At 64.8% G+C, this 21,978-nt stretch carries 23 protein-coding genes; 21 read left to right on the top strand and 2 right to left on the bottom strand.

Annotated elements, in window-relative coordinates:
* Positions 1-1,278: FGGY family carbohydrate kinase (locus tag EOA32_RS05895; RefSeq protein WP_128371162.1), on the top strand; the 1,278-nt coding region annotated here is incomplete at its 5' end.
* A 1-nt stretch (position 1,279) separates the two neighbouring features.
* Here the strand turns inward: EOA32_RS05895 and EOA32_RS05890 are convergent.
* Entirely contained in the window at positions 1,280-2,242 is a 963-nt protein-coding gene (locus EOA32_RS05890) for a sugar-binding transcriptional regulator (protein ID WP_128371161.1), read from the bottom strand.
* A gap of 239 nt (positions 2,243-2,481) precedes the next feature.
* Between EOA32_RS05890 and EOA32_RS05885 the strand changes: the two genes are divergently transcribed.
* From EOA32_RS05885 to EOA32_RS05865, 5 genes are all read left to right on the top strand, one after another.
* Positions 2,482-3,468 carry an ABC transporter permease gene (locus EOA32_RS05885; RefSeq protein WP_066989390.1) on the top strand — a complete coding sequence of 329 codons (987 nt, stop codon included), beginning with the start codon at positions 2,482-2,484 and terminating at the stop codon, positions 3,466-3,468.
* A 113-nt stretch (positions 3,469-3,581) separates the two neighbouring features.
* Positions 3,582-4,520, top strand: coding sequence for a sugar ABC transporter substrate-binding protein (locus EOA32_RS05880; protein ID WP_095827047.1), 939 nt, complete (start codon positions 3,582-3,584; stop codon positions 4,518-4,520).
* A 23-nt stretch (positions 4,521-4,543) separates the two neighbouring features.
* On the top strand, positions 4,544-6,052 hold the full coding sequence (locus EOA32_RS05875; RefSeq protein WP_095776247.1) for a sugar ABC transporter ATP-binding protein: 1,509 nt from the start codon (positions 4,544-4,546) through the stop codon (positions 6,050-6,052).
* A gap of 107 nt (positions 6,053-6,159) precedes the next feature.
* Positions 6,160-6,924: an SDR family oxidoreductase gene (locus EOA32_RS05870; RefSeq protein WP_066988928.1), complete on the top strand. Its 765-nt coding sequence runs from the start codon at positions 6,160-6,162 to the stop codon at positions 6,922-6,924.
* 12 nt (positions 6,925-6,936) lie between these two features.
* The gene (locus EOA32_RS05865) at positions 6,937-7,722 is read left to right on the top strand and encodes a glucose 1-dehydrogenase (RefSeq protein WP_095776249.1); all 786 of its coding nucleotides are present in this window, start codon (positions 6,937-6,939) and stop codon (positions 7,720-7,722) included.
* A 38-nt stretch (positions 7,723-7,760) separates the two neighbouring features.
* Here EOA32_RS05865 and EOA32_RS38410 read toward each other — a convergent pair whose 3' ends face one another.
* Positions 7,761-7,934 (bottom strand): hypothetical protein, encoded by a 174-nt coding sequence (locus tag EOA32_RS38410; protein WP_189406941.1) that lies wholly within the window; start codon positions 7,932-7,934, stop codon positions 7,761-7,763.
* Between EOA32_RS38410 and EOA32_RS05860 the strand changes: the two genes are divergently transcribed.
* The 15 genes from EOA32_RS05860 to EOA32_RS05790 all read left to right on the top strand — a co-directional run bounded on the left by EOA32_RS05860 (position 7,912) and on the right by EOA32_RS05790 (position 21,886).
* Complete coding sequence (locus tag EOA32_RS05860) at positions 7,912-8,643, top strand: XRE family transcriptional regulator (RefSeq protein ID WP_095776250.1); 732 nt, start codon at positions 7,912-7,914, stop codon at positions 8,641-8,643. The genes EOA32_RS38410 and EOA32_RS05860 overlap by 23 nt on opposite strands.
* A 300-nt stretch (positions 8,644-8,943) precedes the next feature.
* Complete coding sequence (locus EOA32_RS05855) at positions 8,944-9,231, top strand: hypothetical protein (protein WP_066988933.1); 288 nt, start codon at positions 8,944-8,946, stop codon at positions 9,229-9,231.
* An 11-nt stretch (positions 9,232-9,242) separates the two neighbouring features.
* On the top strand, positions 9,243-9,620 hold the full coding sequence (locus EOA32_RS05850; RefSeq protein ID WP_066988935.1) for a hypothetical protein: 378 nt from the start codon (positions 9,243-9,245) through the stop codon (positions 9,618-9,620).
* Between the two features lie 21 nt (positions 9,621-9,641).
* Complete coding sequence (locus EOA32_RS05845) at positions 9,642-9,797, top strand: hypothetical protein (protein ID WP_164893870.1); 156 nt, start codon at positions 9,642-9,644, stop codon at positions 9,795-9,797.
* Positions 9,798-9,811: 14 nt separating this feature from the next.
* On the top strand, positions 9,812-11,215 hold the full coding sequence (locus EOA32_RS05840; protein ID WP_128371160.1) for an amino acid permease: 1,404 nt from the start codon (positions 9,812-9,814) through the stop codon (positions 11,213-11,215).
* A 45-nt stretch (positions 11,216-11,260) separates the two neighbouring features.
* Positions 11,261-11,950 carry a hypothetical protein gene (locus tag EOA32_RS05835; protein WP_128371159.1) on the top strand — a complete coding sequence of 230 codons (690 nt, stop codon included), beginning with the start codon at positions 11,261-11,263 and terminating at the stop codon, positions 11,948-11,950.
* A complete protein-coding gene (locus EOA32_RS05830) occupies positions 11,947-12,276 on the top strand; it encodes a hypothetical protein (RefSeq protein WP_128371158.1) in 330 nt (109 codons plus the stop codon). Before EOA32_RS05835 ends, EOA32_RS05830 begins: the two co-directional genes overlap by 4 nt.
* A gap of 84 nt (positions 12,277-12,360) precedes the next feature.
* Entirely contained in the window at positions 12,361-13,257 is an 897-nt protein-coding gene (locus EOA32_RS05825) for a glutamine amidotransferase family protein (protein ID WP_128371157.1), read from the top strand.
* A gap of 4 nt (positions 13,258-13,261) precedes the next feature.
* Complete coding sequence (locus tag EOA32_RS05820) at positions 13,262-13,993, top strand: GXGXG domain-containing protein (protein ID WP_189406939.1); 732 nt, start codon at positions 13,262-13,264, stop codon at positions 13,991-13,993.
* A 6-nt stretch (positions 13,994-13,999) separates the two neighbouring features.
* Complete coding sequence (locus EOA32_RS05815; protein WP_095781788.1) at positions 14,000-15,328, top strand: FMN-binding glutamate synthase family protein; 1,329 nt, start codon at positions 14,000-14,002, stop codon at positions 15,326-15,328.
* Between the two features lie 37 nt (positions 15,329-15,365).
* Complete coding sequence (gene glnT / locus EOA32_RS05810; RefSeq protein ID WP_066988949.1) at positions 15,366-16,673, top strand: type III glutamate--ammonia ligase; 1,308 nt, start codon at positions 15,366-15,368, stop codon at positions 16,671-16,673.
* 70 nt (positions 16,674-16,743) lie between these two features.
* The gene (locus tag EOA32_RS05805; RefSeq protein WP_095830607.1) at positions 16,744-17,997 is read left to right on the top strand and encodes a sarcosine oxidase subunit beta family protein; all 1,254 of its coding nucleotides are present in this window, start codon (positions 16,744-16,746) and stop codon (positions 17,995-17,997) included.
* Positions 17,998-18,007: 10 nt separating this feature from the next.
* Positions 18,008-18,283: a sarcosine oxidase subunit delta gene (locus EOA32_RS05800; protein ID WP_128371156.1), complete on the top strand. Its 276-nt coding sequence runs from the start codon at positions 18,008-18,010 to the stop codon at positions 18,281-18,283.
* Complete coding sequence (locus tag EOA32_RS05795) at positions 18,283-21,267, top strand: sarcosine oxidase subunit alpha (protein ID WP_128371155.1); 2,985 nt, start codon at positions 18,283-18,285, stop codon at positions 21,265-21,267. Before EOA32_RS05800 ends, EOA32_RS05795 begins: the two co-directional genes overlap by 1 nt.
* Positions 21,260-21,886 carry a sarcosine oxidase subunit gamma family protein gene (locus EOA32_RS05790; protein ID WP_095827218.1) on the top strand — a complete coding sequence of 209 codons (627 nt, stop codon included), beginning with the start codon at positions 21,260-21,262 and terminating at the stop codon, positions 21,884-21,886. The genes EOA32_RS05795 and EOA32_RS05790 overlap by 8 nt, the downstream gene beginning before the upstream one ends.
* The last annotated feature ends 92 nt before the right edge of the window (positions 21,887-21,978 follow it).

Here is a 21,978-nt window from a genome sequence, read left to right as displayed (position 1 = left end):
GTGAAAGCCATCTCAATCGCGCACCAGCGCGAGAGCTTCACGCTGATCGACAACGCCGGCAAGCCGCTCATCCCCGCCATATTGTGGCTCGACGAACGCGCCCGCCGCCAGGTGGCGCGGCTTTCGGAAGAACTCGGCCGCGAGGCGATCCGCGACTGGAGCGGCAAGCCGCCGGACCCGACGCCGGCGCTCTACGCTTTGGCCTGGCTGATGGAGCACCGGCCGCAGGCGCTGGCGGAAGCGGCCGCGCTGGTCGACGTGCACGCCTTCTTCGTCCACCGGCTCACCGGGCGACTCGTCACCAGCACGGCGAGCGCCGATCCGCTCGGCCTACTGAACATCGCGCATGGCGTTTGGCACCCGAGGCTGGTCGAGGCGGCGGGACTGCGGCCGGAGCAACTGCCGGAGCTCGCAGCCCCTGGGGAGGTCTGCGGCACGTTGTCGGAAAGCGTCGCGGCGGCGATCGGCCTGAAGGCCGGCACGCCGGTTATTGCGGGCGCCGGAGACGGCCAGGCGATGGGGCTAGGCATGGGAGTCTACGGGCCCGGCAAAAGCTATCTGTCGTTGGGCTCAGGCGTCGTCAGCGGAAATTATTCCGGCACGGTCACGACGTCGGATGCATTCCGCACGCTGGTTTCGCCGACCGGCTCCGGCTTCATGCTGGAGACGGTGCTGCGTTCCGGCATGCAGTTGGTCGACTGGATCGTGCGCACCACCGGCGCGCCTTCGGCCGCGGTGCTGGAGAAAGCTGCGAAGGAAGTCGCGCCAGGCAGCAACGGATTGCTCGTCATGCCCTATTGGGCTGGCGTCATGAGCCCTTACTGGGACGGCTCGGCGCGCGGCGCTATCGTCGGCCTGTCGCTCGATCACGAGCCAAAGCATCTCTTCCGCGCGGTGCTGGAGGGCATAGCGCTGGAGCAGGCGATCGCCACCGAGGCGATGGAGGAACAGACCGGCAAGGCCGACGCGATGATCGCGGCCGGCGGCGGCACCAATTGCGCACTGCTGATGGAAATCATGGCGAGCGTGCTCGAGCGCCCGCTCTTCGTCTCGCCGGTCAACGAAGCAGCAGCGCTGGGAGCCGCCATGCTCGCGGCCTCGGCAATCGGCTGGTTCGCGTCACCGGAAGAGACGGCAAAGGCGATGGCGGCACGGCCGGCACGCCAGGTCGATCCTGTCGAGGCGCTTATTCCGACCTACCGCGCGCGCAAAGAAGTCTATCGTGATCTCTATCACGCGACACGCGATATCCACACGCGGCTCGGCGCGATTACCTGAACTACCGGCTAAGCAGCCCCTTGGCCGCGTCTTCGTCGGTGATCAGCACCGAGACCTTCGTATCCGCAAGTGCGGCGCGCATGACGGCGATCTTCTCCCGCCCGCCCGACACCAGGATGGTGGTCGGAATGTCGGACAGATCCTGCAGCGGGTAGGCGCAGACGCGTCGGTTGACCTCATGGTCAACGATGCGACCCTCGGCATCGATGAAGTGGCAGAGGATATCGCCGACCGCGCCCGCCGCCTGCAATTCCTCCAATTCGCTCGGCTTGATGAAACCGTAATTGGCGATCGGGCTGTCGTTGGAAAAGGAGCCGACGCTGAGCACGGCGATGTTGGCGCGCCGCGCCCTAAAGACCACGTCCTGGACGCTGCGCTGGCTCATGAAGGCATCGCGCTGCTCCGGCCTGTCGGCATAGACGGGGACGGGCAGCAGATAGCATTCGGCGCCGATCTTCTCGGCGAATTCCCAGGCGCTCTCGGTCGGATTGAGCGGCTGCGCATGGGTGAGGCCGCCAAGCATCGAGACCACCGTGGTCCTGGCGATCGGCCGCCTGGGCAATTCGTTGATGGCGAATTTCAGCGTCCTGCCCCAACCCAGTGCGATAACGTCGCCCGCATTGACGTTGTCGGCGAGATAGGCGGCGGCGGCATGGCCGATCATCAGCGGCGCGTTGCTCCGGTCGGCGGCCGACGGCACGACCACCGCCTGGCTGAGGCCGAAGCGCTGCTTCAGGCTTTCCTCCAGCTGCACGCATTCGACAACGGTGTCGCGAATGCGGAACTGGACCACGCCCTCCTCGCGCGCGGCCGACAGAATCCGGTGCACCTTGATACGGCCGACGCCGAGGATCTCCGAGATCCGCTCCTGCGTCAGCCCTTCGACATAATAGTGCCAGGCGGCTCGGGCCTTGAGCTCGGCATCCGGAAAACGCGAGACCTTGTCGTTCTCGATCACCGCCATGCTTTATGCCTCCGTATGCGCTCGACTTCCCTATGGCAAACTGTCGGTTCATGCAAACTGCCGCCGAATGGCTGCGCGGCACTTGACAATTTTCTGATGAACGTTTTAGCTGAACAAAATTGCAGATCAAAGATAAATTGTTCACAAGGGAGGATGCCTGGTGAACAAGAGCGGAAGGCAAGGCACGCCTGCCCGCTGACGGAGGAGACCAAGTGGCCGTGAGCAACGAGACGAGCGAGTTGAAGGCTGGCACCGGCGCCGCGCAGGCCGCTTCCGGTGCGAAGCTTTCGGCATTGTTTGCCGGAACGATGGGACCGCTGATCGGGCTGGTGCTGCTGTGCCTGGCGCTGGCGCTGACCACCGACACCTTCCTGACGGTACGCAATATCCTCAACGTGCTCGACCAGGTGACCGTCCTCGGCATCATGGCGATCGGCATGACGCTGGTCATCCTGATCGGCGGCATCGACCTTTCCGTCGGCTCGGTGCTGGCGCTGGCCTCGATGGTGATGGGCTATGTCGCCTATCCCGACTATCTCAATCTCGGCGTCCCGGCGGGCATCGCCGCGGCGCTCGTCGTCGCCGCCCTCTGCGGCCTGGTGTCGGGCCTGCTGGTGACGGTGACGAAACTGCCGCCCTTCATCGCGACGCTTGCCATGATGTCGGTGGCGCGCGGCCTCGCCAACATGATCACCGACGGCTCGCAGATCGTCGGCTTTCCCGACTGGTTCACCAACCTCTCGATCGTGCGCCACTTCGGCTTCCTGTCGGTCACCGTCGGGCTGATGATCGTGCTGGCGATCGTCTTCGCCATCTTCCTCAATTACCGCGCCACCGGCCGCAGCCTCTACGCGATCGGCGGCAGCGCCGAGGTTGCCCGCCTCTCCGGCATTCCGGTGAAGTCGCTGACCAACTGGGTCTACGCAATCTGCGCACTGCTGGCGGGACTGGCCGGCATCGTGCTCGCGGCCCGGCTCGATTCCGTGCAGCCGAGTTCGGGCGTCGGCTACGAGCTCGACACGATCGCCGCGGTGGTGATTGGCGGCGCCAGCCTTTCCGGCGGCATCGGCTCGATCGGCGGCACGGCGATCGGCGTCCTTATCATCGGCGTGCTGCGCAACGGCCTCAACTTGCTCGGCGTGTCGCCCTTCATCCAGCAGGTGGTGATCGGCGTGGTGATCGCGCTGGCCGTTGCCACCGATACCTGGCGGCGGCGCCGCCAATAGGAATTCGCCCGGATGTCCGGGCGGAACGGATCGGTCGATCCGAGACTGGGACTGTCCGGCCGAGGGCGCCGCGATGCGCAGGCGGGCAGATCGAACACCAACGGAGGAAAAACATGCTGACCAAACGTTCACTGCTGCTTGCGGCCGCGGCCATCGTCCCGCTGCTCGGCCTGTCCGATGCCGCCTCGGCCAAGGACGCCAAGAAGCTCGGCCTTGCCGTCGCCAATCTGCAGGCGGACTTCTTCAACCAGATCAAGCAGTCGGTCGAAGCCTATGCCAAGGAGAAGGGCATTGAGGTCATCACCGTCGACGCCAAGGGCGATTCGGCCACGCAGGTCAGCCAGGTGCAGGATCTCGTGACGCAGAACATCGACGCGCTGATCTATATCCCGGCCGGCGCCACCGCCGCGACCGTGCCGACCAAGACCGCGAAGGCCGCCGGCATCCCGGTGGTCAATGTCGACCGCAACGCCGACGGCGCGCCCGGCGACACCTTCATCGCCACCGACAGCGTCAACTCGGCCAAGGGCGTGTGCGACTACATCGCCAAGCAGGCCGGCGGCAAGGGCGAGATGGTGATCATCCATGGCCAGAAGGGCACGACGCCGGAAGTCGACCGCTCCAAGGGCTGCGGCGAGGCGCTCAAGGCCTATCCGGATATCAAGGTGGTCGGCGAGCTCTGGAGCGATCAGTGGCACCAGGACGAAGGCTTCAAGCTGGCGCAGGACCTGCTGCAGGCCCATCCGAATGTCTCGATCATCTTCGGCCAGGCCGACGCGCTGGCTCTGGGCGCCGCGCAGGCGGTCAAGGTCGCCAACCCCGACCACAAGGTCTGGATCGCCGGCTTCGACGGCGACGTTGCGGCGCTCAAGGCGCTGAAGGACGGCGTGTTTGACGTCACCGCGACCCAGCAGACGCAGGGCATGGGCCGGCTAGCCGTCGATTCGGCCATCAAGATCGTGGCGGGCGAGAAGCTGCCGGCCGAGCAACTGCAGGACGCGACCCTGACCACCAAGGACAATGTCGCGCAATTCATCGAGAAGCATCCGTAAGGCGGCAACCGTTGAGCGCCACGATATCCACTGAACCTCGCCATAGCGAAGGCCCGCATAACGGGCTCTTCGTCAACGGCCTCTGCAAGAGCTACGGACCGGTGCAGGTCCTGGCCGATGCGAGCTTCGAGGTGCGGCCGGGCGAGGTCGTGGCGCTGCTCGGCGAGAACGGTGCCGGGAAGTCGACGGTGTCCAACATCATCGCCGGTTCGACCAAGCCCGATGCCGGCACCATCATCTGGCGGGGGAAGCCCTATTCCCCCGCCAATCCCGCCGCGGCCATCGAGGCCGGCGTCGGCATGATCCATCAGGAATTGAAGCTGCTGCCGGACCTATCGGTGGCGGAGAATGTCTATGTCGGGCGGCTGCCGATGCGCGGCGGCCGCATCGACCGGGCAACCATGAACGCGAAGGCCTCGGCGCAATTGAAGCGCCTCGGCCTCGACGTCTCGCCGGAGCGCAAGGTGCGCACGCTGCGCGTCGCGGCACAGCAGCAGGTGGAGATCGCCAAGGCGCTGACGCTAAATGCCGAGCTTCTGATCCTCGACGAACCGACCGCCGCGCTCGGCGGCGAGGAGACGGAGCTGCTGTTCAAGCAAATCCGCAAGCTCAAGGCCGAAGGCATGTCCTTCATCTATATCAGCCACCGGCTGGACGAGATCGCTCAGATCGCCGACCGTGTGGTGGTAATGCGCGACGGCCGCATCGTCGCCCGGCACGAGCGCGCCGACATCCCGGTGCGCACGGTCGTCGAGCAGATGGTCGGACGCAGCGTCGAACGCATGTTCCCGAAGCTGTCGGCGCCGGGTACCGAGACAGTGCTCGAAGTCGAGAACCTCTCCTCGCCGGAGCGCAGCTTCAACAATGTTTCGTTCGCGGTGAAATCGGGCGAAATCCTGGGCATCGCCGGGCTGATCGGCGCCGGCCGCACCGAACTGGTCAGGGCGATCGCCGGCGCCGATCCAATCTCGTCCGGCGCGGTGCGGGTCGCGGGCCAGCCTGTTCATCTCAGCGGCCCCGCGGCTGCGATCAGGGCCGGCGTCGTGCTGGTGCCGGAGGACCGCAAGGAACAGGGCGTCGTATTGGAGCAGACGATCGGCGAGAACCTCGCCATCGGCAATTTCGATCATGTCGCACCGAAGGGCTGGGTGTTTCCCAAAGCGGTTCAGAGGTTCGCCGAGGCCGGCATATCGAGGCTCGGCGTCAAGGGTCGGCCGAACCAGGCGGTCTCAAAACTTTCCGGCGGCAACCAGCAGAAGGTGATCATCGCCAAATGGGTGTCGCGGCCGCCCAAGGTGTTCATCCTCGATGAGCCGACGCGCGGCATCGACGTTGGCGCCCGCGCGGCGATCTACGACGTCATCGCCGACCTCGCCCGCTCGGGCATGGCCGTGGTGGTGGTGAGCTCGGATCTCGAGGAGGTGCTGGGGCTTTCGCACCGGGTTCTGGTGCTGAGCCGCGGCCGCCAGCGCGGCATCCTCGATCGCGACGAAGCAAGCAATGTCGCCGTGATGGAACTCGCCACGAGCTGAGGGTACGGCAGATGGGAATAAAGCGCAGCAGGTGATAGCCTCCCAAGCACCGGACCGCGCGGGGCGCCAGCAGGCTGGCGCCCCTTCTTTCAGGGAGAGGGAGAAAGATGAAACTGTTCGATATTGATGGCGACGTGGCGCTGGTGACGGGCGCCGGCAGCGGCATCGGTCAAGCGATCGCCATCGGTCTGGCGGAAGCCGGCGCCGATGTCGCCTGCTTCGGCCACAGCTCGAAGGGCGGGCTGGAAGACACGGCCGACAAGATCAGGGCGCTCGGCCGCAAGGCGCTGGTGCTGACCGGAACTGTCACATCGCAGAGCGATCTCGCGGCAGCGGTCGAACGCATCGAAAAGGAACTCGGCGCGCTGACGATCGCGGTCAACAATGCCGGCGTCGCCGGTGCCGAACCCGCCGAGACGCTGCCGATGGAGAAGTGGCAGAAGCTCTACGACGTCAATGTCAGCGGCGTGTTCCTGTCCTGCCAGGCCGAGGCGCGCGTCATGCTGCCCCGGCGCAAAGGCTCGATCATCAACATCGCTTCGATGTCCGGCTCGATCGTCAACCGCGGGCTGACGCAGGCGCACTATAATTCGTCCAAGGCGGCGGTGATCCACATGTCGAAGAGCCTCGCCATGGAGTGGGCCGATCGCGGCCTGCGCGTCAATGTGGTGAGCCCCGGCTACACGCTGACGCCGATGAACAAGCGGCCGGAGGTCGCCGAGCAGGTCAAAATATTCGAGCGCGACACGCCGATGGGCCGCATGGCGACGCCTGAGGAAATGGTCGGGCCGACCGTGTTCCTGGCGAGCCGGGCCGCGAGTTTCGTCACCGGCATCGACCTCATCGTCGATGGCGGCTTCGTCTGCTGGTAGGAGAAAGAAAAAGTGCAGAAGCGTTTCGAAGGAAAGACGGCAATCGTCACAGGCGCCAGCGGCGGCATCGGTGCGGCCATGGCGAAGCGTTTCGCGGCGGAAGGTGCGGCGGTCGTGATCAGCGCCATTGATCCGCGCGTCGACGAGGTCGCCGCCGGCCTGAAGGCTGCGGGCGCGAAGGTCGCCTCGATGCGCATGGACGTGACGAAGAAGGACGAGGTCGAAGCGCTTTACGATCTCGCCGAGAATGAATTCGGCCGGATCGACATTTCGGTGCAGAACGCCGGCGTCATCACCATCGCCAAAATCGAGGCGATGACGGAATCCGAGTGGGACAAGGTGATGGCGGTGAACACGAAAGGCGTGTTCCTGTGCTGCCAGGAAGCGATCGCGCGCATGCGCAAGCACGGCCAAGGCGGCCGGCTGATCAATACCGCGTCCGGCCAGGCGCGGCAGGGTTTCATCTACACGCCGCATTACGCCGCGTCGAAGTTCGGGGTTGTCGGCATCACGCAGAGCCTGGCCAAGGAAGTGGCCAAGGAAAAGATCACCGTCAACGCCATCTGCCCCGGCATCATCGACACCGACATGTGGGCCTATAACGACACCGCATGGGGCAAGCTGCTCGGCGACTACAAGCCGGGCGAGCTGATGGCGGAATGGGTGAAGAACATCCCGATGGGCCGCGCCGGCAGCGGCGAAGACGTCTCGGGCCTCGTCAGCTTTCTCGCCAGCGATGACGCGGCCTACATCACTGGACAGACCATCAATGTCGACGGCGGCCTGATCATGTCGTGAGAAGGCCTGCGATGCGTTGAGTGACCGCGGCGCCAGCCTCACTGCGACCCAGGCAGCCGGGTCGCGACAGCCGATTTCATCGCAGGTTCTGCAATGTAAGATGGCTTGCCGCCGTGATTGCGCTCCTGTATCGCCACCGGATAGTTCACCTCGAGTGAAATAAATCGGCGGAAAAGGTTGAGGGGCGCCATGGCGAAGAAGACGACCGACACCAAGCCTTCCGGCGCGAGCGACAAAGCCAAGCCGTTGCCGAAGAGCGTCTCGGCGGACGGGCGAACCGTGCGAACCATCCGCGCGCCGCTGACGCAGAATCCGCACGCGGTCCGCGACACGCGCGAGAAAGTGCTGGAGGTAGCGATCGGCCATGAGGTGCGCGCCTTCCGCAAGAAGCTCGGCATCACCGTCGCCGATCTCGCGGCCGCCACCGACATTTCGCTGGGCATGCTGTCGAAGATCGAGAACGGCATCACCTCGCCGTCGCTGACCACGCTGCAGGCGCTGTCGCGGGCGCTCGGCGTGCCGGTCACCGCCTTCTTCCGCCGCTTCGAGGAAGAGCGCGCCGCCGTCTTCGTCAGGGCCGGCGAAGGCGTCGACGTCGAGCGGCGCGGCACACGCGCCGGCCACCAGTACAATCTGCTTGGCCATATCGGCGCCAACACCAGCGGCGTGGTCGTCGAGCCCTATCTGATCACGCTGACCGAGGACTCCGACGTGTTCCCGACTTTCCAGCATGCAGGGATGGAGTTCCTCTATATGCTCGAGGGCGAGGTCGTATACCGGCACGGCAGCAATCTCTATCCGATGAAGCCAGGCGACAGCCTGTTCTTCGACGCCGATGCGCCGCATGGGCCGGAAGAACTGACACAGCTGCCGATGCGCTATCTCTCCATCATCTGCTATCCGCAGAACAGCACGACCTGACCAACCCGAACCCGGACATCGTTCGGTGACGCATTCGTCGAAGGTCCGACCTCGCGAAGCATTTCCATGGCATTTCCACCAGCTCGTGCCGGCGCTGTGCCGTCCGCGGTAGTTTTCCTGCAGGCAAATAGTTTTATCCACAGGCAATCCTGCGGCGAACCCCCAAACCGTTTACCGAACGTAAAACCGGCTTGACAACTTCGCGGTTCGGGCAGAACTTATGAAAAAAATTTCACTCTGTTGAAAGAGTGGACGCCCGGTCGATTACGGGGCCGGACGTCGAGAAAAGGGGAAAAACCGATGTCCGACCTCAAGCAGCGCATCGAAGCGCTGTACCGTTCCGATGTGCGCGGATCGGTGCTCCTGATCGTCTGCCTTTGGGCGACGATCCTCTTCGTCCTCCTGATGACCTGGGCCTACATCCCCGACAGCGGGATCAAGCTCGTGGTGGTGATCGCCGCGGCGGCGGTGCTGATCTTCAACACCGCCGCCATTCTGGCGATGCTCAACCACTACAAGGAAGACAAGGATTTCATCTACGGCCTCGACATCAAGAACGCCGACGCGTTCCGTAACCGCCAGTCCTGAAGGGAGAAAGCATGTCCCGCTACATTCCGCCGGAGCAGAGCAAGGCCGGTCAGGTCTTCGACATCGCCGTCGTCGTGGTCGCCATCTTCGTGGCGCTGTGGCTGCCGCTGAAACTCGGCCTCGCGGGTGCTGCGAAATCGATCGACGCGCTCGACGCCAAGACCTGGGAAGCGCTCGGCCAGAACGCGACCATGGCCTCGATCTGGGAAAAGCTCGGCTACACGCCGGAGACCGCCCACGACATCATCCAGAACCGCTTCCACTACATCATCGACTGGCCGACGCTGATCATCATGGCGGTGGTGCTGATCGCCTATTTCGTCTTCCTGTTCCGCGCCTCCGATCGCGAATATCGCGAGGTGATCAACGAGAAGTTCGACGGCAAGTAACCTGGGAACACGATCATGTGGATGACAGTCTCTTACGCATGTTGGGGCATCTCGATCCTGCTCGCGCTGTGGATGCTCTACGACTGGTTCAAGGTCGACACGACCTATTCCGAGGAGACGCTGACCTCCTCGCGCGAAGGCGAGCTTGAAGCCGTCTCCGAAAAGCACCGGATCTGAGTGGAGCCTCACCAATGACAGTCGCGCTTGAAACGAGAGAAACGGTGGTCCACGGCGACCGGGTCTCGCTGCTACGCGTGCTCGGCCCCGCCCATGTCTGGGCGCTCGGCGTCGGCATCGTGCTGGTCGGCGAGTTCACCGGCTGGAATTTTGCCGCCGACAAGGGCGGCGCGCTCGCCGCGCTGATCGTCTGCTGGGTCGTCGGACTGCTCTACACCTCGGTCGCGATGATCGATTCGGAAGTGACGTCGACGGTCGCCGCCGCCGGCGGCCAGTACGCGCAGGCCAAGCACATCGTCGGGCCACTGATGGCTTTCAACGTCGCGCTGTTCCTGGTCTTTGCCTACACGATGCTCGAAGTCTCGGATGCGATCCTGCTCGGCGACACCATCGTTGCCAAAGCAGGTGTCGAGGGATTGACCCACAATTCCTTCATCGCCGCCACCATCGTCGTGCTGGCATGGCTCAACTATCGCGGCGTGCTGATGACGCTCAACGTCAACTTCGTCATCACGGCGATCGCCTATATCTCGATCGTCATCCTGTTCTTTTCGGTCAGTCCATGGACGCAAGGGGCGGTGCTGAAGCTCAACGAACTGGTCACTCCCGGCAACGCGCTGCCCTATGGCTGGATCGGCGTGATCGCCGCCTTCCAGTTCGGCATCTGGTACTATCTCGGCATCGAGGGCACCACGCAAGCGGCCGAGGAAGTGCGCTCGCCGGCGCGTTCCCTGCCCTATGGCACGATGGCCGGCATGATCACGCTTCTGATCGCCGCCGCCATGACCTGGTATGTCTGCGCCTCGCTGATGCCGTGGGAATATCTCGGCATCACCTATTATCCGCTCTGGGACGCCGGCAAGCTGACCGGCAGCCCGCTGCTCGAGAACCTGCTCTTCATCGCGACGCTGCTTGCAGCCCTTGCCTCGGCCAATGGCTGCATCAATGACGCCGCCCGCGCCTGGTTCTCGCTCGGCCGCGACCGCTACCTGCCGAGCTGGTTCTCGGCGGTGCATCCGAAGTATCGCACGCCCTATCGGTCGATCCTGTTCCTGCTGCCGATCGCGCTGGCCTTCGCCTTCATCGCCGATCTCAACCAGGCGATCACCTTCTCGATCCTGTCGGGCGTGCTGCAATACACCTTCATGAGCATCAACATCATGATGTTCCGCAAGAAGTGGCCGCTCGGCTCGATCCGCCGTGGCTACACGCATCCCTTCCATCCGCTGCCGGCGATCGTGCTGTTCTGCCTGTGCGTGGTGACCTTCTTCGCCATCTTCCTCGGCTTCGGCTCGCAGCTGATCGCGATGATCGCCTTCTACTTCCTGATCTCGCTGTGGTTCCACTTCTACCGCTACAAGTTCGTGCGCCGCGGCGACCAGTTCACCATGCCCTGGCCGAAGCCGCAGGGCTATTGAACGGAAAAAGACCCGCCGCCTGGCGGCGGGTCTTGGCGTGTCGAGATGTCTGAGTTGATGTCAGTCTTGTTTGCCGGGGCGATCGTATTTGCGGTCGTCCTCCACCTTGCCTGGCTTGCGCGCTCCAGCCGCAACAGGGCCAGGGCGGCGCTCGCCGACGACGAGGCCGCCATCCGCGCCGTCATTGGCGACGCGATCGACGTCTCCGACGGCACGGCCGGCGTCGCTACCTGGGCGGGTTCGCATAACGGCGAGCGCGCGCAGGTGCGCACCATCGTCGACACGCTCGCAACCAGGAAGCTTCCCACGCGCTGGCTCAGCGTGTCGATCACCGAGCCTGTCGCGGTGCCCGGTGTTTTCGATATGATGATGCGGCCGGGATCGCCGACGACCTTCTCCAATTTCGACCATCTCGAACACACCCTTCCGAAAACGGCGGCGTTCCCCGACGAGGCGGTGCTGCGGACAAACCGCAAAGGCGTCGTCTTCCCGCAGGAGGTGATCGCCGCGCATGCCGGGATCTTTGCCGAAAGCCGCGCCAAGGAATTGCTAATCACGCCGAAGGGCGTGCGCATCGTGTGGCTGCTGGCCCAGGCCGATCTGGCGAGCTACGGTGTGTTCCGGCAAGCCGCTTTCGGCGACGCGAGGCTCGATCCGGCATTGATCGAAAAACTGCTCGGAGCCGCAGCCTCGATTCGCGACGCGATCAACCAGTGCGAAAGGCAGGCCGCATGAGCAACGCCACCGAACCCGCCGCCCGGCCTTCGAACCCTTATCTTGTGCTGGCCTCGGCGATCGCCCTGCCGGCCAGCGGACATGTCATGCTCGGCTTGCCGGCGCGCGGCCTGCAGTTCCTGTTCTTCATGGTGATCCTCGGGTGGGTCACGACCAAGGTGGCGCCAGCGGACGCCAGCTTCATCGGTCGCCATGCGGGCGGGTTCCTGATCTATGCGCTGTCGATCCTCGATGCCTACAGGATAGCGCGGGTCCGCCACGCGATATGGACCCACGGCCATCCGGTCGGCGATAACGCTACAAGCGGCACGAAGGCGGATATATAATCAGAGGAAAATTTCTTTCATACCATTGAATTCGCGGATTTCATTCGGTACACCATCTGGAAGCCACAAACGTCGGAGGCTGACATGTGCGGAATCGTCGGACTTTTCCTCAAGGACAGGACGCTGGAGCCGAAGCTCGGCGCGATGCTGTCGGAGATGCTGATCTCGCTCAGCGACCGGGGTCCGGACAGCGCCGGCATCGCCATCTATGGCGCGGCGACCGGCAACGAGGCCAAGATCACCGTGCAGTCGCCGAAACCCGAGCGCGATTTCCGCGGCCTCGACGTCGAGCTCGCCAAGGCGGTCAGCGCGCCGGTGAGCGTCGCGGTGAAGTCGACGCATGCGGTTATCCGCACCACGCCCGACAAGGTCGACGCCGCGCGTGAGGCGCTGCAGTCGCTTCGGCCCGATATCCGCATCATGGGCGCCGGCGAAGCGGTCGAGATCTACAAGGAAGTCGGCCTGCCGGAGGCCGTCGTCGATCGCTTCGACGTGCGCTCGATGACCGGCACGCATGGTATCGGCCATACCCGCATGGCGACGGAGTCGGCGGTCACTACAATGGGCGCGCATCCCTTCTCGACCGGCACCGACCAGTGCCTGGTGCACAACGGTTCGCTCTCCAACCACAACAATGTCCGCCGCGAGCTGGTGCGCGAAGGCATGACCTTCGAGACGGAGAATGATACGGAAGTGGCGGCCGCCTATCTCTCCAACAGGATGGCGCATGGCAAGAATCTCGGCGAAGCGCTCGAAGGCACGCTCTCCGACCTCGACGGCTTTTTCACCTTCGTCGTCGGGACCAAGAACGGCTTCGGCGTTGTGCGCGATCCGATCGCCTGCAAGCCGGCCGTGATGGCCGAGACCGACCAGTATGTCGCATTTGGCTCGGAATATCGCGCGCTCACAAAATTGCCCGGCATAGACAATGCGAGGGTCTGGGAGCCGGAGCCCGCAACGGTCTATTTCTGGGAGCATTGAGTTCATGCCTGCAACACCCATGCCGAAGGCGCAGCGCGAGCAAGGTCATGCGAGGGTGTTCGACCTCGCAGAACAGTCGCTGCGCGAGCTGAACCAGGCGCTTCATCAGATGACCCCCGGCTCGAACGAGACCGCCTGGGAAGTACTCAACCCGAAAGGCAGCCATTCGGTCGCCGTCGGGGTCGACCAGCCGATCAGCATCGATGTGCGGGGCAGCGTCGGCTATTACTGCGCCGGCATGAATGACGGCGCCACGATCACCGTGCATGGCTCGGCCGGCCCCGGCGTCGGCGAGAATATGATGTCGGGTTCGATCGTGGTCAAAGGCGATGCCAGTCAGTATGCCGGCGCCACCGGCCGCGGCGGCCTGCTGGTCATCGAGGGCAATGCCTCCTCGCGCTGCGGCATCTCGATGAAAGGCATCGATATCGTCGTGCACGGCAATATCGGCCACATGTCGGCCTTCATGGCGCAATCCGGCAATCTGGTGGTGCTGGGCGATGCCGGCGACGCGCTGGGCGATTCCATCTACGAGGCGCGGCTCTTCGTGCGCGGCAAGGTCGAGAGCCTTGGTGCGGACTGCATCGCCAAGGAGATGCGCCCCGAGCATATCGTACTGCTGCAGGGCCTGCTCGACCGCGCCGGCGTCACCGACGTCAAGGCTTCGGAGTTCAAGCGCTACGGCTCGGCCCGGAAACTCTACAATTTCAATATCGACAACGCCGACGCGTATTGAGGCAAGATGACCTATCGCAACCCGCCGACGACGCCACGCAAGTCCGCGACCTTTGACGACTACACGCTTTCCGAAATCCGCCGCGCGGCAGCGACCGGCATCTACGATATCCGTGGCGCCGGCGCCAAGCGCAAGCTGCCGCATTTCGACGACCTCCTGTTCCTCGGCGCCTCGATCTCGCGCTATCCGCTAGAAGGCTATCGGGAGCGCTGCGATACCAGCGTGGTGCTCGGTTCTCGTCATGCCAAAAAGCCGATCGAGCTGAAGATCCCAATCACCATTGCCGGCATGAGCTTCGGCTCGCTCTCCGGTCCGGCCAAGGAAGCGCTCGGCCGAGGCGCGACGCTTTCCGGCACCTCGACCACTACCGGCGACGGCGGCATGACCGAGGAAGAGCGCGGCCATTCGAAGACGCTGGTCTACCAATACCTGCCTTCGCGCTACGGCATGAACCCGCGCGACCTGCGCCGTGCCGATGCGATCGAAGTTGTCGTCGGACAGGGCGCCAAGCCCGGCGGCGGCGGGATGCTGCTGGGACAGAAGATCTCCGACCGCGTCGCCGAGATGCGCACGCTGCCCAAGGGCATCGACCAGCGCTCGGCCTCGCGCCATCCCGACTGGACCGGCCCGGACGATCTCGAGATCAAGATCCTGGAGCTGCGCGAGATCACCGACTGGGAGAAGCCGATCTACGTCAAGGTCGGGGGCGCCCGTCCTTATTACGACACCGCGCTTGCGGTGAAGGCCGGCGCCGACGTCGTCGTGGTCGACGGCATGCAGGGCGGCACCGCCGCGACCCAGGAAGTATTCATCGAGAACGTCGGTCAGCCGACGCTCGCCTGCATCAGGCCGGCGGTGCAGGCGCTGCAGGACCTCGGCATGCACCGCAAGGTGCAGCTGATCGTCTCCGGCGGCATCCGCAACGGCGCCGATGTCGCCAAGGCGCTGGCGCTCGGCGTCGACGCGGTGTCGATCGGCACCGCCGCACTCGTGGCGCTCGGCGACAACGACCCGCGCTGGGAGGCGGATTACAACGCGCTCGGCACCACGGCCGGCGCCTATGACGACTGGCACGAAGGCAAGGACCCGGCCGGCATCACCACGCAGGATCCCGAGCTGATGAAGCGCGTCGATCCGATCGCCGCCGGTCGGCGGCTCGCCAACTACTTGAAGGTGATGACGCTCGAGGCTCAAACCATTGCCCGCGCCTGCGGCAAGAACAGCCTGCACAATCTCGAGCCCGAGGACCTGGTCGCGCTCAGCATCGAAGCAGCCGCCATGGCCGGCGTGCCGCTTGCCGGCACCAACTGGATACCGGGGAAGAACGGCTTCTAGGACACACCATCCAGGATCACATAAGCGAGGAACTATAATGGGGAACGATCTCGCCGCATTCGCCAAGGAGAACGGCGTCAAATACTTCATGATCTCCTACACCGACCTGTTCGGCGGGCAGCGTGCCAAGCTGGTGCCGGCGCAGGCGATCGCCGACATGCAGAAGGACGGCGCCGGATTTGCCGGCTTCGCCACGTGGCTCGATCTCACGCCGGCGCATCCCGACATGCTGGCGGTGCCGGATCCGGATTCGGTGATCCAGCTGCCGTGGAAGCCGGAGGTCGCCTGGGTGGCGGCCACCTGCGTGATGGACGACAAGCTCGTCGACCAGGCGCCGCGCAACACGCTGAAGCGCCTGATCGAAGAGGCCGCCCGCGACGGCATGCATGTCAAGACCGGCATCGAGGCCGAGTTCTTCCTGATCTCGCCGGACGGCAGCGCTATCTCCGACCAGTACGACACAGCGTCGAAACCCTGCTACGACCAGCAAGCGGTGATGCGCCGCTACGACGTGATCGCCGAGATCTGCGACCATATGCTGGCGCTGGGCTGGGGTCCGTACCAGAACGACCATGAGGACGCCAACGGTCAGTTCGAGATGAACTGGACCTTCGATCACGCGCTGGCGACCGCCGACAAGCATTCTTTCTTCAAGTTCATGGTCAAGTCAGTTGCGGAAAAGCATGGGCTGCGCGCGACTTTCATGCCCAAGCCCTTTCAGGGCCTGACCGGCAATGGCTGCCATGCGCACATCTCGGTGTGGGACGAGACCGGCAAGACCAATGTCTTCGCCGACAATTCGGAGGAGCTCGGCCTGTCCGCCAAGGGCAGGAACTTCCTCGGCGGCATCATGAAGCATGCTTCGGCACTTGCCGCGATCACCAACCCGACGGTCAATTCCTACAAGCGCATCAATGCGCCGCGCACCATTTCGGGCGCGACCTGGGCGCCGAACACCGTGACCTGGACCGGTAACAACCGTACCCACATGGTGCGCGTGCCGGGACCGGGCCGCTTCGAATTGCGCCTGCCGGACGGCGCCGCCAATCCCTATTTGCTGCAGGCAGTGATCATCGCCGCCGGCCTCGACGGCATCCGCTCGAAGGCCGACCCCGGCAAGCGCTACGACATCGACATGTACCAGTTCGGTCATACCGTGACGGATGCGCCGAAACTGCCGCTCAACCTGCTCGATGCGCTGCGTGAGTTCGACAAGGACAAATCGCTGAAGGCGGCGCTGGGTGAGGAATTTTCGTCGGCATATCTAAAGCTGAAGCAACAGGAATGGAATTCCTATGCTTCGCACTTCACGCAGTGGGAGCGCGACCACACGCTGGACATCTAAAGCCCGTCGGCCGTGCAATCCGATGCGATAGAGAAGAGTCGGCGTGGGCGAGCGGCCTCGGAATGATTTCATGAAATACTCGATCTTCTCGCTCGCCCGTGCCGCCCTCTCCGGCCACAAGACCTGGAAGCCGACCTGGCGGGATGCGGCTCCGAAGGATCGCTACGACGTGGTGATCATCGGCGGCGGCGGCCACGGGCTGGCGACCGCCTGGTTCCTCGCCAGCGAGTTTGGCATCCGCAACGTCGCCGTGCTGGAGAAGGGCTGGATCGGCTCCGGCAATGCCGGCCGCAACACCACCATCATCCGCTCCAACTACGGCCTGCCCGGCAACACCGGCTTCTATGAACTGTCGATGAAGCTGTGGGAGCGGATGGAGCAGGATTTGAACTACAACGCGATGGTCAGCCAGCGCGGCGTCATCAACCTCTACCATTCCGACGCGCAGCGCGACGCCTTTGCCCGACGCGGCAACACCATGCGCATCAACGGCATCGATGCCGAGCTGCTCGACCAGGCGGCGCTCAGGAAGATGATGCCGTTCCTGAACTTCGACAATGCGCGCTTCCCGGTGCAGGGCGGGCTCTTGCAGCGGCGCGGCGGCACGGCACGTCATGATGCCGTCGTGTGGGGCTATGCGCACGCGGCGAGCGAGCTCGGCGTCGACATCATCCAGAACTGCGAAGTCACCGGCTTCCTGCGCGACACCAACGGCAAGGTCTCCGGCGTCGAGACCTCGCGCGGCCGGATCGGCGCCGGCAAGGTCGGCATGGCGGTCGCGGGCAGTTCCTCACGCGTCGCGGCGATGGCCGGACTGCGCCTGCCGATCGAGAGCCATGTACTGCAGGCCTTCGTCTCCGAAGCGATCAAGCCGCTCCTGCCCAACGTCATGACCTTCGGCGCCGGGCATTTCTATGTCAGCCAGTCGGACAAGGGCGGGCTGGTCTTCGGCGGCGACATCGACGGCTACAACTCCTATGCCCAGCGCGGCAATCTGCCTGTCGTGGAGGATGTCTGCGAAGGCGGCATGGCGCTGATCCCGATGATCGGCCGCGTGCGGCTCCTGCGCCAATGGGGCGGCATCATGGACATGTCGATGGACGGCTCGCCCATCATCGACAAGAGCCCGGTCGACGGCCTCTATCTCAATGCCGGCTGGTGCTATGGCGGCTTCAAGGCGACGCCTGGCTCCGGCTTTGTCTTTGCCCATCTCATCGCCCGCGATCAATCGCACAAGGAAGCCGCCCGCTTCCGCCTCGACCGGTTCCAGCGCGGCGCCATGATTGACGAGAAGGGCCAGGGCGCCCAACCGAACCTCCATTGAAGACCCGACCATGCGCATAGTCTGTCCCTTCTGCGGCGAACGCGAACTCGGCGAGTTCACCTATCTCGGCGACGCCAAGCCGCAGCGCCCGCCTGCCGATTCCGGTGAAGACGCCGTCTACGACTACGTCTACCTGCGCGACAACATCGCCGGTGTGATGAGCGAGCATTGGTATCACGGCGGCGGCTGCCGGGCCTGGCTGAAGGTCACGCGCAACACGCTGACGCATGAGATTTCGGCTGTCGAGCCGGCGGCGGGCGCCGGCTCCGCCAAGGTTGGTGCTTGATGCGCGGCAACCAGGCAAACCGTCTGGCCGCCGGCGGCCTTATCGACCGCTCGACGCCGCTGAGCTTCCGCTTCGACGGCAAGACACTCTCCGGCTTCCAGGGCGATACGCTTGCCTCGGCGCTCGTCGCCAACGGCGTCAAGCTGGTCGGCCGCTCGTTCAAATATCACCGCCCGCGCGGCATCCTGACGGCGGGTTCGGAAGAGCCCAACGCGCTGGTCGAGCTGCGCAGTCGCGCAAGGCGCGAGCCGAACACCAAGGCAACGACCGCCGAGCTCTATGAAGGGCTCGAGGCCGCCAGCCAGAACCGCTGGCCGTCGCTCGATTTCGACGTCATGGCGGTCAACCAGCTCTTCGCGCCGATTTTCGTCGCCGGCTTCTACTACAAGACCTTCATGTGGCCGGCGAAGTTCTGGGAAGCGATCTACGAACCGGCGATCCGCCGCGCCGCCGGCCTCGGCCACGCGGCGGGCATTCCCGATCCCGATCGCTATGACAAAGCGTGGGCGCATTGCGACGTGGCGGTCGCCGGCTCCGGTCCGGCCGGCCTGGCGGCGGCGCTTGCGGCAGGCCGCAGCGGCGCGCACGTCATCCTGTGCGAGGAGGATTTTGTCCTCGGCGGGCGCTTGCTGGGCGATGGCGGTACGATCGACGGGCTGCCGGCGGCCGAATGGATTGCCCGTACCCTGGACGAACTCGCGGCGATGCCGGACGTTCGCATCATGACGCGCACGACGCTGTTCGGCGTCTATGACGGCGGTACCTATGGCGCGATCGAGCGCGTCAACGACCATCTGCCGGTACCGCCGGAACATCAGGTGCGTCAGCGGCTTTGGCGTATCGTCGCCAAGCACTGCATCGTCGCGGCGGGCGCGATCGAACGTCCCATCGTCTTCGCCGGCAACGATACGCCTGGCGTGATGATGGCCTCCGCCATGCGCAGCTACATCAACCGCTACGCCGCTGCACCGGCGCGACGCATTGCGCTGTTCACCAACAATGAGGATGGCTGGCGCACGGCGGAGGCTGCGATCGCAGCCGGACTGCAGGTCGCTGCGGTGATCGATGGGCGGCCAGACGTTTCGCCGGCCCGTCGCTCGCTGGCCGGCAAGGGCGGCTTCCCGGTGCTCAACGGCTCAGTCAGCGGCGTCGACGGCGGCAAGGGCGGTGTGCGCAAGATTTCCGTGTCGCTGACCGGCGGCGCGCGCGCCGAAGTCGAGGCCGACGGACTTGCCGTCTCCGGCGGCTGGAACCCGGCGGTCGGCCTAACCTCCCATCATCGCGGCCGGCCGAAATGGCGCGACGATATCGCCGCCTTCGTGCCGGACGGCGCGCCGCCCGGCATGGTGGCGGCAGGCGCGGCGAACGGCGCCTTCGGCCTTGGCGCCTGCCTGCGGGAAGGTTTCGAGGCAGGTGTTGCAGCGGCGCGCGATGCGGGACGGAGCGGCAACGCCGGATCGGCGCCGATCGCCGACGACGAGGCCTTTTCGCTGACGCCGCTCTGGCATGTCGCGGGCAAGGGCAAGGCCTTCGTCGACCAGCAGCATGACGTGACGGCTTCCGATGTCGAGCTGGCGCAGCGCGAGGGTTTCGAGTCGGTCGAGCATCTGAAGCGCTACACGACGCTCGGCATGGCGACCGACCAGGGCAAGACCTCGAATGTCGCCGGCCTCGCCATCATGGCGGCGGTATCGGGTAAATCCATTCCCGAAACCGGAACGACGATCTACCGGCCGCCTTATGTGCCGGTCGCCATCGGCGCCTTCGCCGGTCACCATCGCGACAAGAATTTCCATGCGACGCGGCTGACGCCGTCGCATCACTGGGCCGCCGAACAGGGCGCGGTGTTCGTCGACACCGGCCTGTGGAAACGCGCGCAATGGTATCCGTTGCCCGGCGAAAAGGACTGGCTGGAATCGGTCACCCGCGAGGTCAAGGCGGTGCGAAGCGGCGTCGGCTTCTGCGATGTCTCGACGCTGGGCAAGATCGACGTGCACGGCCCGGATGCCGGCGCCTTCCTGGACCGCGTCTATATCAACGCGTTCTCCAGCCTCGCAGTTGGCAAGGCGCGTTATGGACTGATGCTGCGCGAGGACGGTGTCGTCTATGACGACGGCACCACCTCGCGCCTGGCCGAGGACCATTATTTCCTCACAACCACCACCGCCAAGGCTGGGCTGGTGATGCAGCATCTCGAATTTTGCCGCCAGGTCCTGTTCCCCGAACTCGACGTGCAGCTGACCTCGGTCTCCGACCAGTGGGCGCAATTCTCCATCGCCGGTCCGAAGACCCGCGATCTGCTGAAGGAGATCGTCGATCCGGCCGAGGACCTGTCGAACGAAGGCTTTCCGTTCATGGGCGCGCGCGAAGTCAAGCTGCGCGGCGGCCTCAAGGCGAGGCTGTTCCGGATCTCCTTCTCCGGCGAGATGGCGTTCGAGATTTCGGTGCCGGCGCGCTACGGCGAGGCTCTGGTGCGCAACCTGCTGATCGCGGGAAAGCCGTTCGGCGTGACGCCTTACGGCACCGAGGCGCTCGGCGTGATGCGCATCGAAAAGGGCCATGTCGCCGGGCCGGAGCTCAACGGCACCACAACGGCTGCCGATCTCGGTCTCGGCAAGATGATGTCGACCAAGAAGGATTTCATCGGCCGCGTCATGGCCGGCCGCGAAGCACTCGTCGCGCCGAACCGGCAGGTGGTCGTCGGCATCAAGCCGACCGACAAGGCGTCGCGCCGCCTACGCTCCGGCGCGCACATCGTTCCCAAGGGCGAGACCCCCGGACCAGACAACGACCAGGGCTATGTAACCTCGGTCTGCTTCTCGCCGGTGCTCGACCAGTGGATCGGGCTCGGCCTCGTCGAGCGTGGCCGTGCGCGCATCGGCGAGATCGTGCGCGCGCATGATCCGCTGCGTGGCGAGGAGTACGATGTCGAGCTCTGCAATTCCGTCTTCTACGATCCGGATGGAGGGCGCCAGCGTGGCTGATTTTTCCTGGAACATCCGCAGCCCGCTCGAGCGCGCCCTGGTCGCCGGCCGTTATGGCGCGCCGGGCGAAGCCGGCGTGTCGCTGACCGAGATCCGCAATTTCGACCTCGTTCAGGTGATGGCGCGGCGCGGCAAGGCGGCCGAGACGGTCAATGCCGCGAAGACTCGCTTCGGCGTCGGCGCGCCGGAAACACCCGAGGCGGTCGACACGACCGACGCGACGCTGATCTGGTCAGGACCGGACCAGTTCCTGGTGCTGTCGAGAGGCGGCGGGCATAGGATGGAGACCCTTGCCCCGGTGTTTGCCGGTTTGGCCTCGCTTTCCGATCAAGCGCATGCGCGCGCATTGATCAGCGTTTCCGGCGACAAGGCGCGCACGCTGCTGGCCAAGCTGTCGTCGATCGACCTGCACCCCGAAATATTCCCGGTCGGCACGGCAGCCGCCACCTCGATCGACCATACCAGCGTGACGCTCTGGCGCGGGAAGAACCGACAAGACGGCCAGGCCGTGTTCAACCTCTTGGTATTCGCAACCTTCGCCGAAAGCCTGTGGCACACGATGCTCGACTCGGCCGCGGAGTATGGCGTGACGATCGCGCATTCCGAGGAATTGGCGTAGGCGCCTCGCCGAGCGCGCCGCGGCGCCGAGAGGCGTTCTTTCGATGCGCATCATCCGCCACGGGCTTTCGCCGATGGCGGATGATTCGAGGT

Source organism: Mesorhizobium sp. M1A.F.Ca.ET.072.01.1.1 (genome assembly GCF_004023325.1).
Classification (GTDB): Bacteria; Pseudomonadota; Alphaproteobacteria; order Rhizobiales; family Rhizobiaceae; genus Mesorhizobium.
This window is presented reverse-complemented; position numbering and strand designations above follow the sequence as displayed.

Coding starts and splice junctions, on each gene's coding strand:
- EOA32_RS05890 (WP_128371161.1), bottom strand. CDS start 2,242: ATGGCGGTGATCGAGAACGACAAGGTCTCGCGTTTTCCGGATGCCGAG.
- EOA32_RS05880 (WP_095827047.1), top strand. CDS start 3,582: ATGCTGACCAAACGTTCACTGCTGCTTGCGGCCGCGGCCATCGTCCCG.
- EOA32_RS05870 (WP_066988928.1), top strand. CDS start 6,160: ATGAAACTGTTCGATATTGATGGCGACGTGGCGCTGGTGACGGGCGCC.
- EOA32_RS05860 (WP_095776250.1), top strand. CDS start 7,912: ATGGCGAAGAAGACGACCGACACCAAGCCTTCCGGCGCGAGCGACAAA.
- EOA32_RS05855 (WP_066988933.1), top strand. CDS start 8,944: ATGTCCGACCTCAAGCAGCGCATCGAAGCGCTGTACCGTTCCGATGTG.
- EOA32_RS05850 (WP_066988935.1), top strand. CDS start 9,243: ATGTCCCGCTACATTCCGCCGGAGCAGAGCAAGGCCGGTCAGGTCTTC.
- EOA32_RS05845 (WP_164893870.1), top strand. CDS start 9,642: ATGACAGTCTCTTACGCATGTTGGGGCATCTCGATCCTGCTCGCGCTG.
- EOA32_RS05840 (WP_128371160.1), top strand. CDS start 9,812: ATGACAGTCGCGCTTGAAACGAGAGAAACGGTGGTCCACGGCGACCGG.
- EOA32_RS05835 (WP_128371159.1), top strand. CDS start 11,261: ATGTCTGAGTTGATGTCAGTCTTGTTTGCCGGGGCGATCGTATTTGCG.
- EOA32_RS05830 (WP_128371158.1), top strand. CDS start 11,947: ATGAGCAACGCCACCGAACCCGCCGCCCGGCCTTCGAACCCTTATCTT.
- EOA32_RS05825 (WP_128371157.1), top strand. CDS start 12,361: ATGTGCGGAATCGTCGGACTTTTCCTCAAGGACAGGACGCTGGAGCCG.
- EOA32_RS05820 (WP_189406939.1), top strand. CDS start 13,262: ATGCCTGCAACACCCATGCCGAAGGCGCAGCGCGAGCAAGGTCATGCG.
- EOA32_RS05815 (WP_095781788.1), top strand. CDS start 14,000: ATGACCTATCGCAACCCGCCGACGACGCCACGCAAGTCCGCGACCTTT.
- glnT (WP_066988949.1), top strand. CDS start 15,366: ATGGGGAACGATCTCGCCGCATTCGCCAAGGAGAACGGCGTCAAATAC.
- EOA32_RS05805 (WP_095830607.1), top strand. CDS start 16,744: ATGAAATACTCGATCTTCTCGCTCGCCCGTGCCGCCCTCTCCGGCCAC.
- EOA32_RS05800 (WP_128371156.1), top strand. CDS start 18,008: ATGCGCATAGTCTGTCCCTTCTGCGGCGAACGCGAACTCGGCGAGTTC.
- EOA32_RS05795 (WP_128371155.1), top strand. CDS start 18,283: ATGCGCGGCAACCAGGCAAACCGTCTGGCCGCCGGCGGCCTTATCGAC.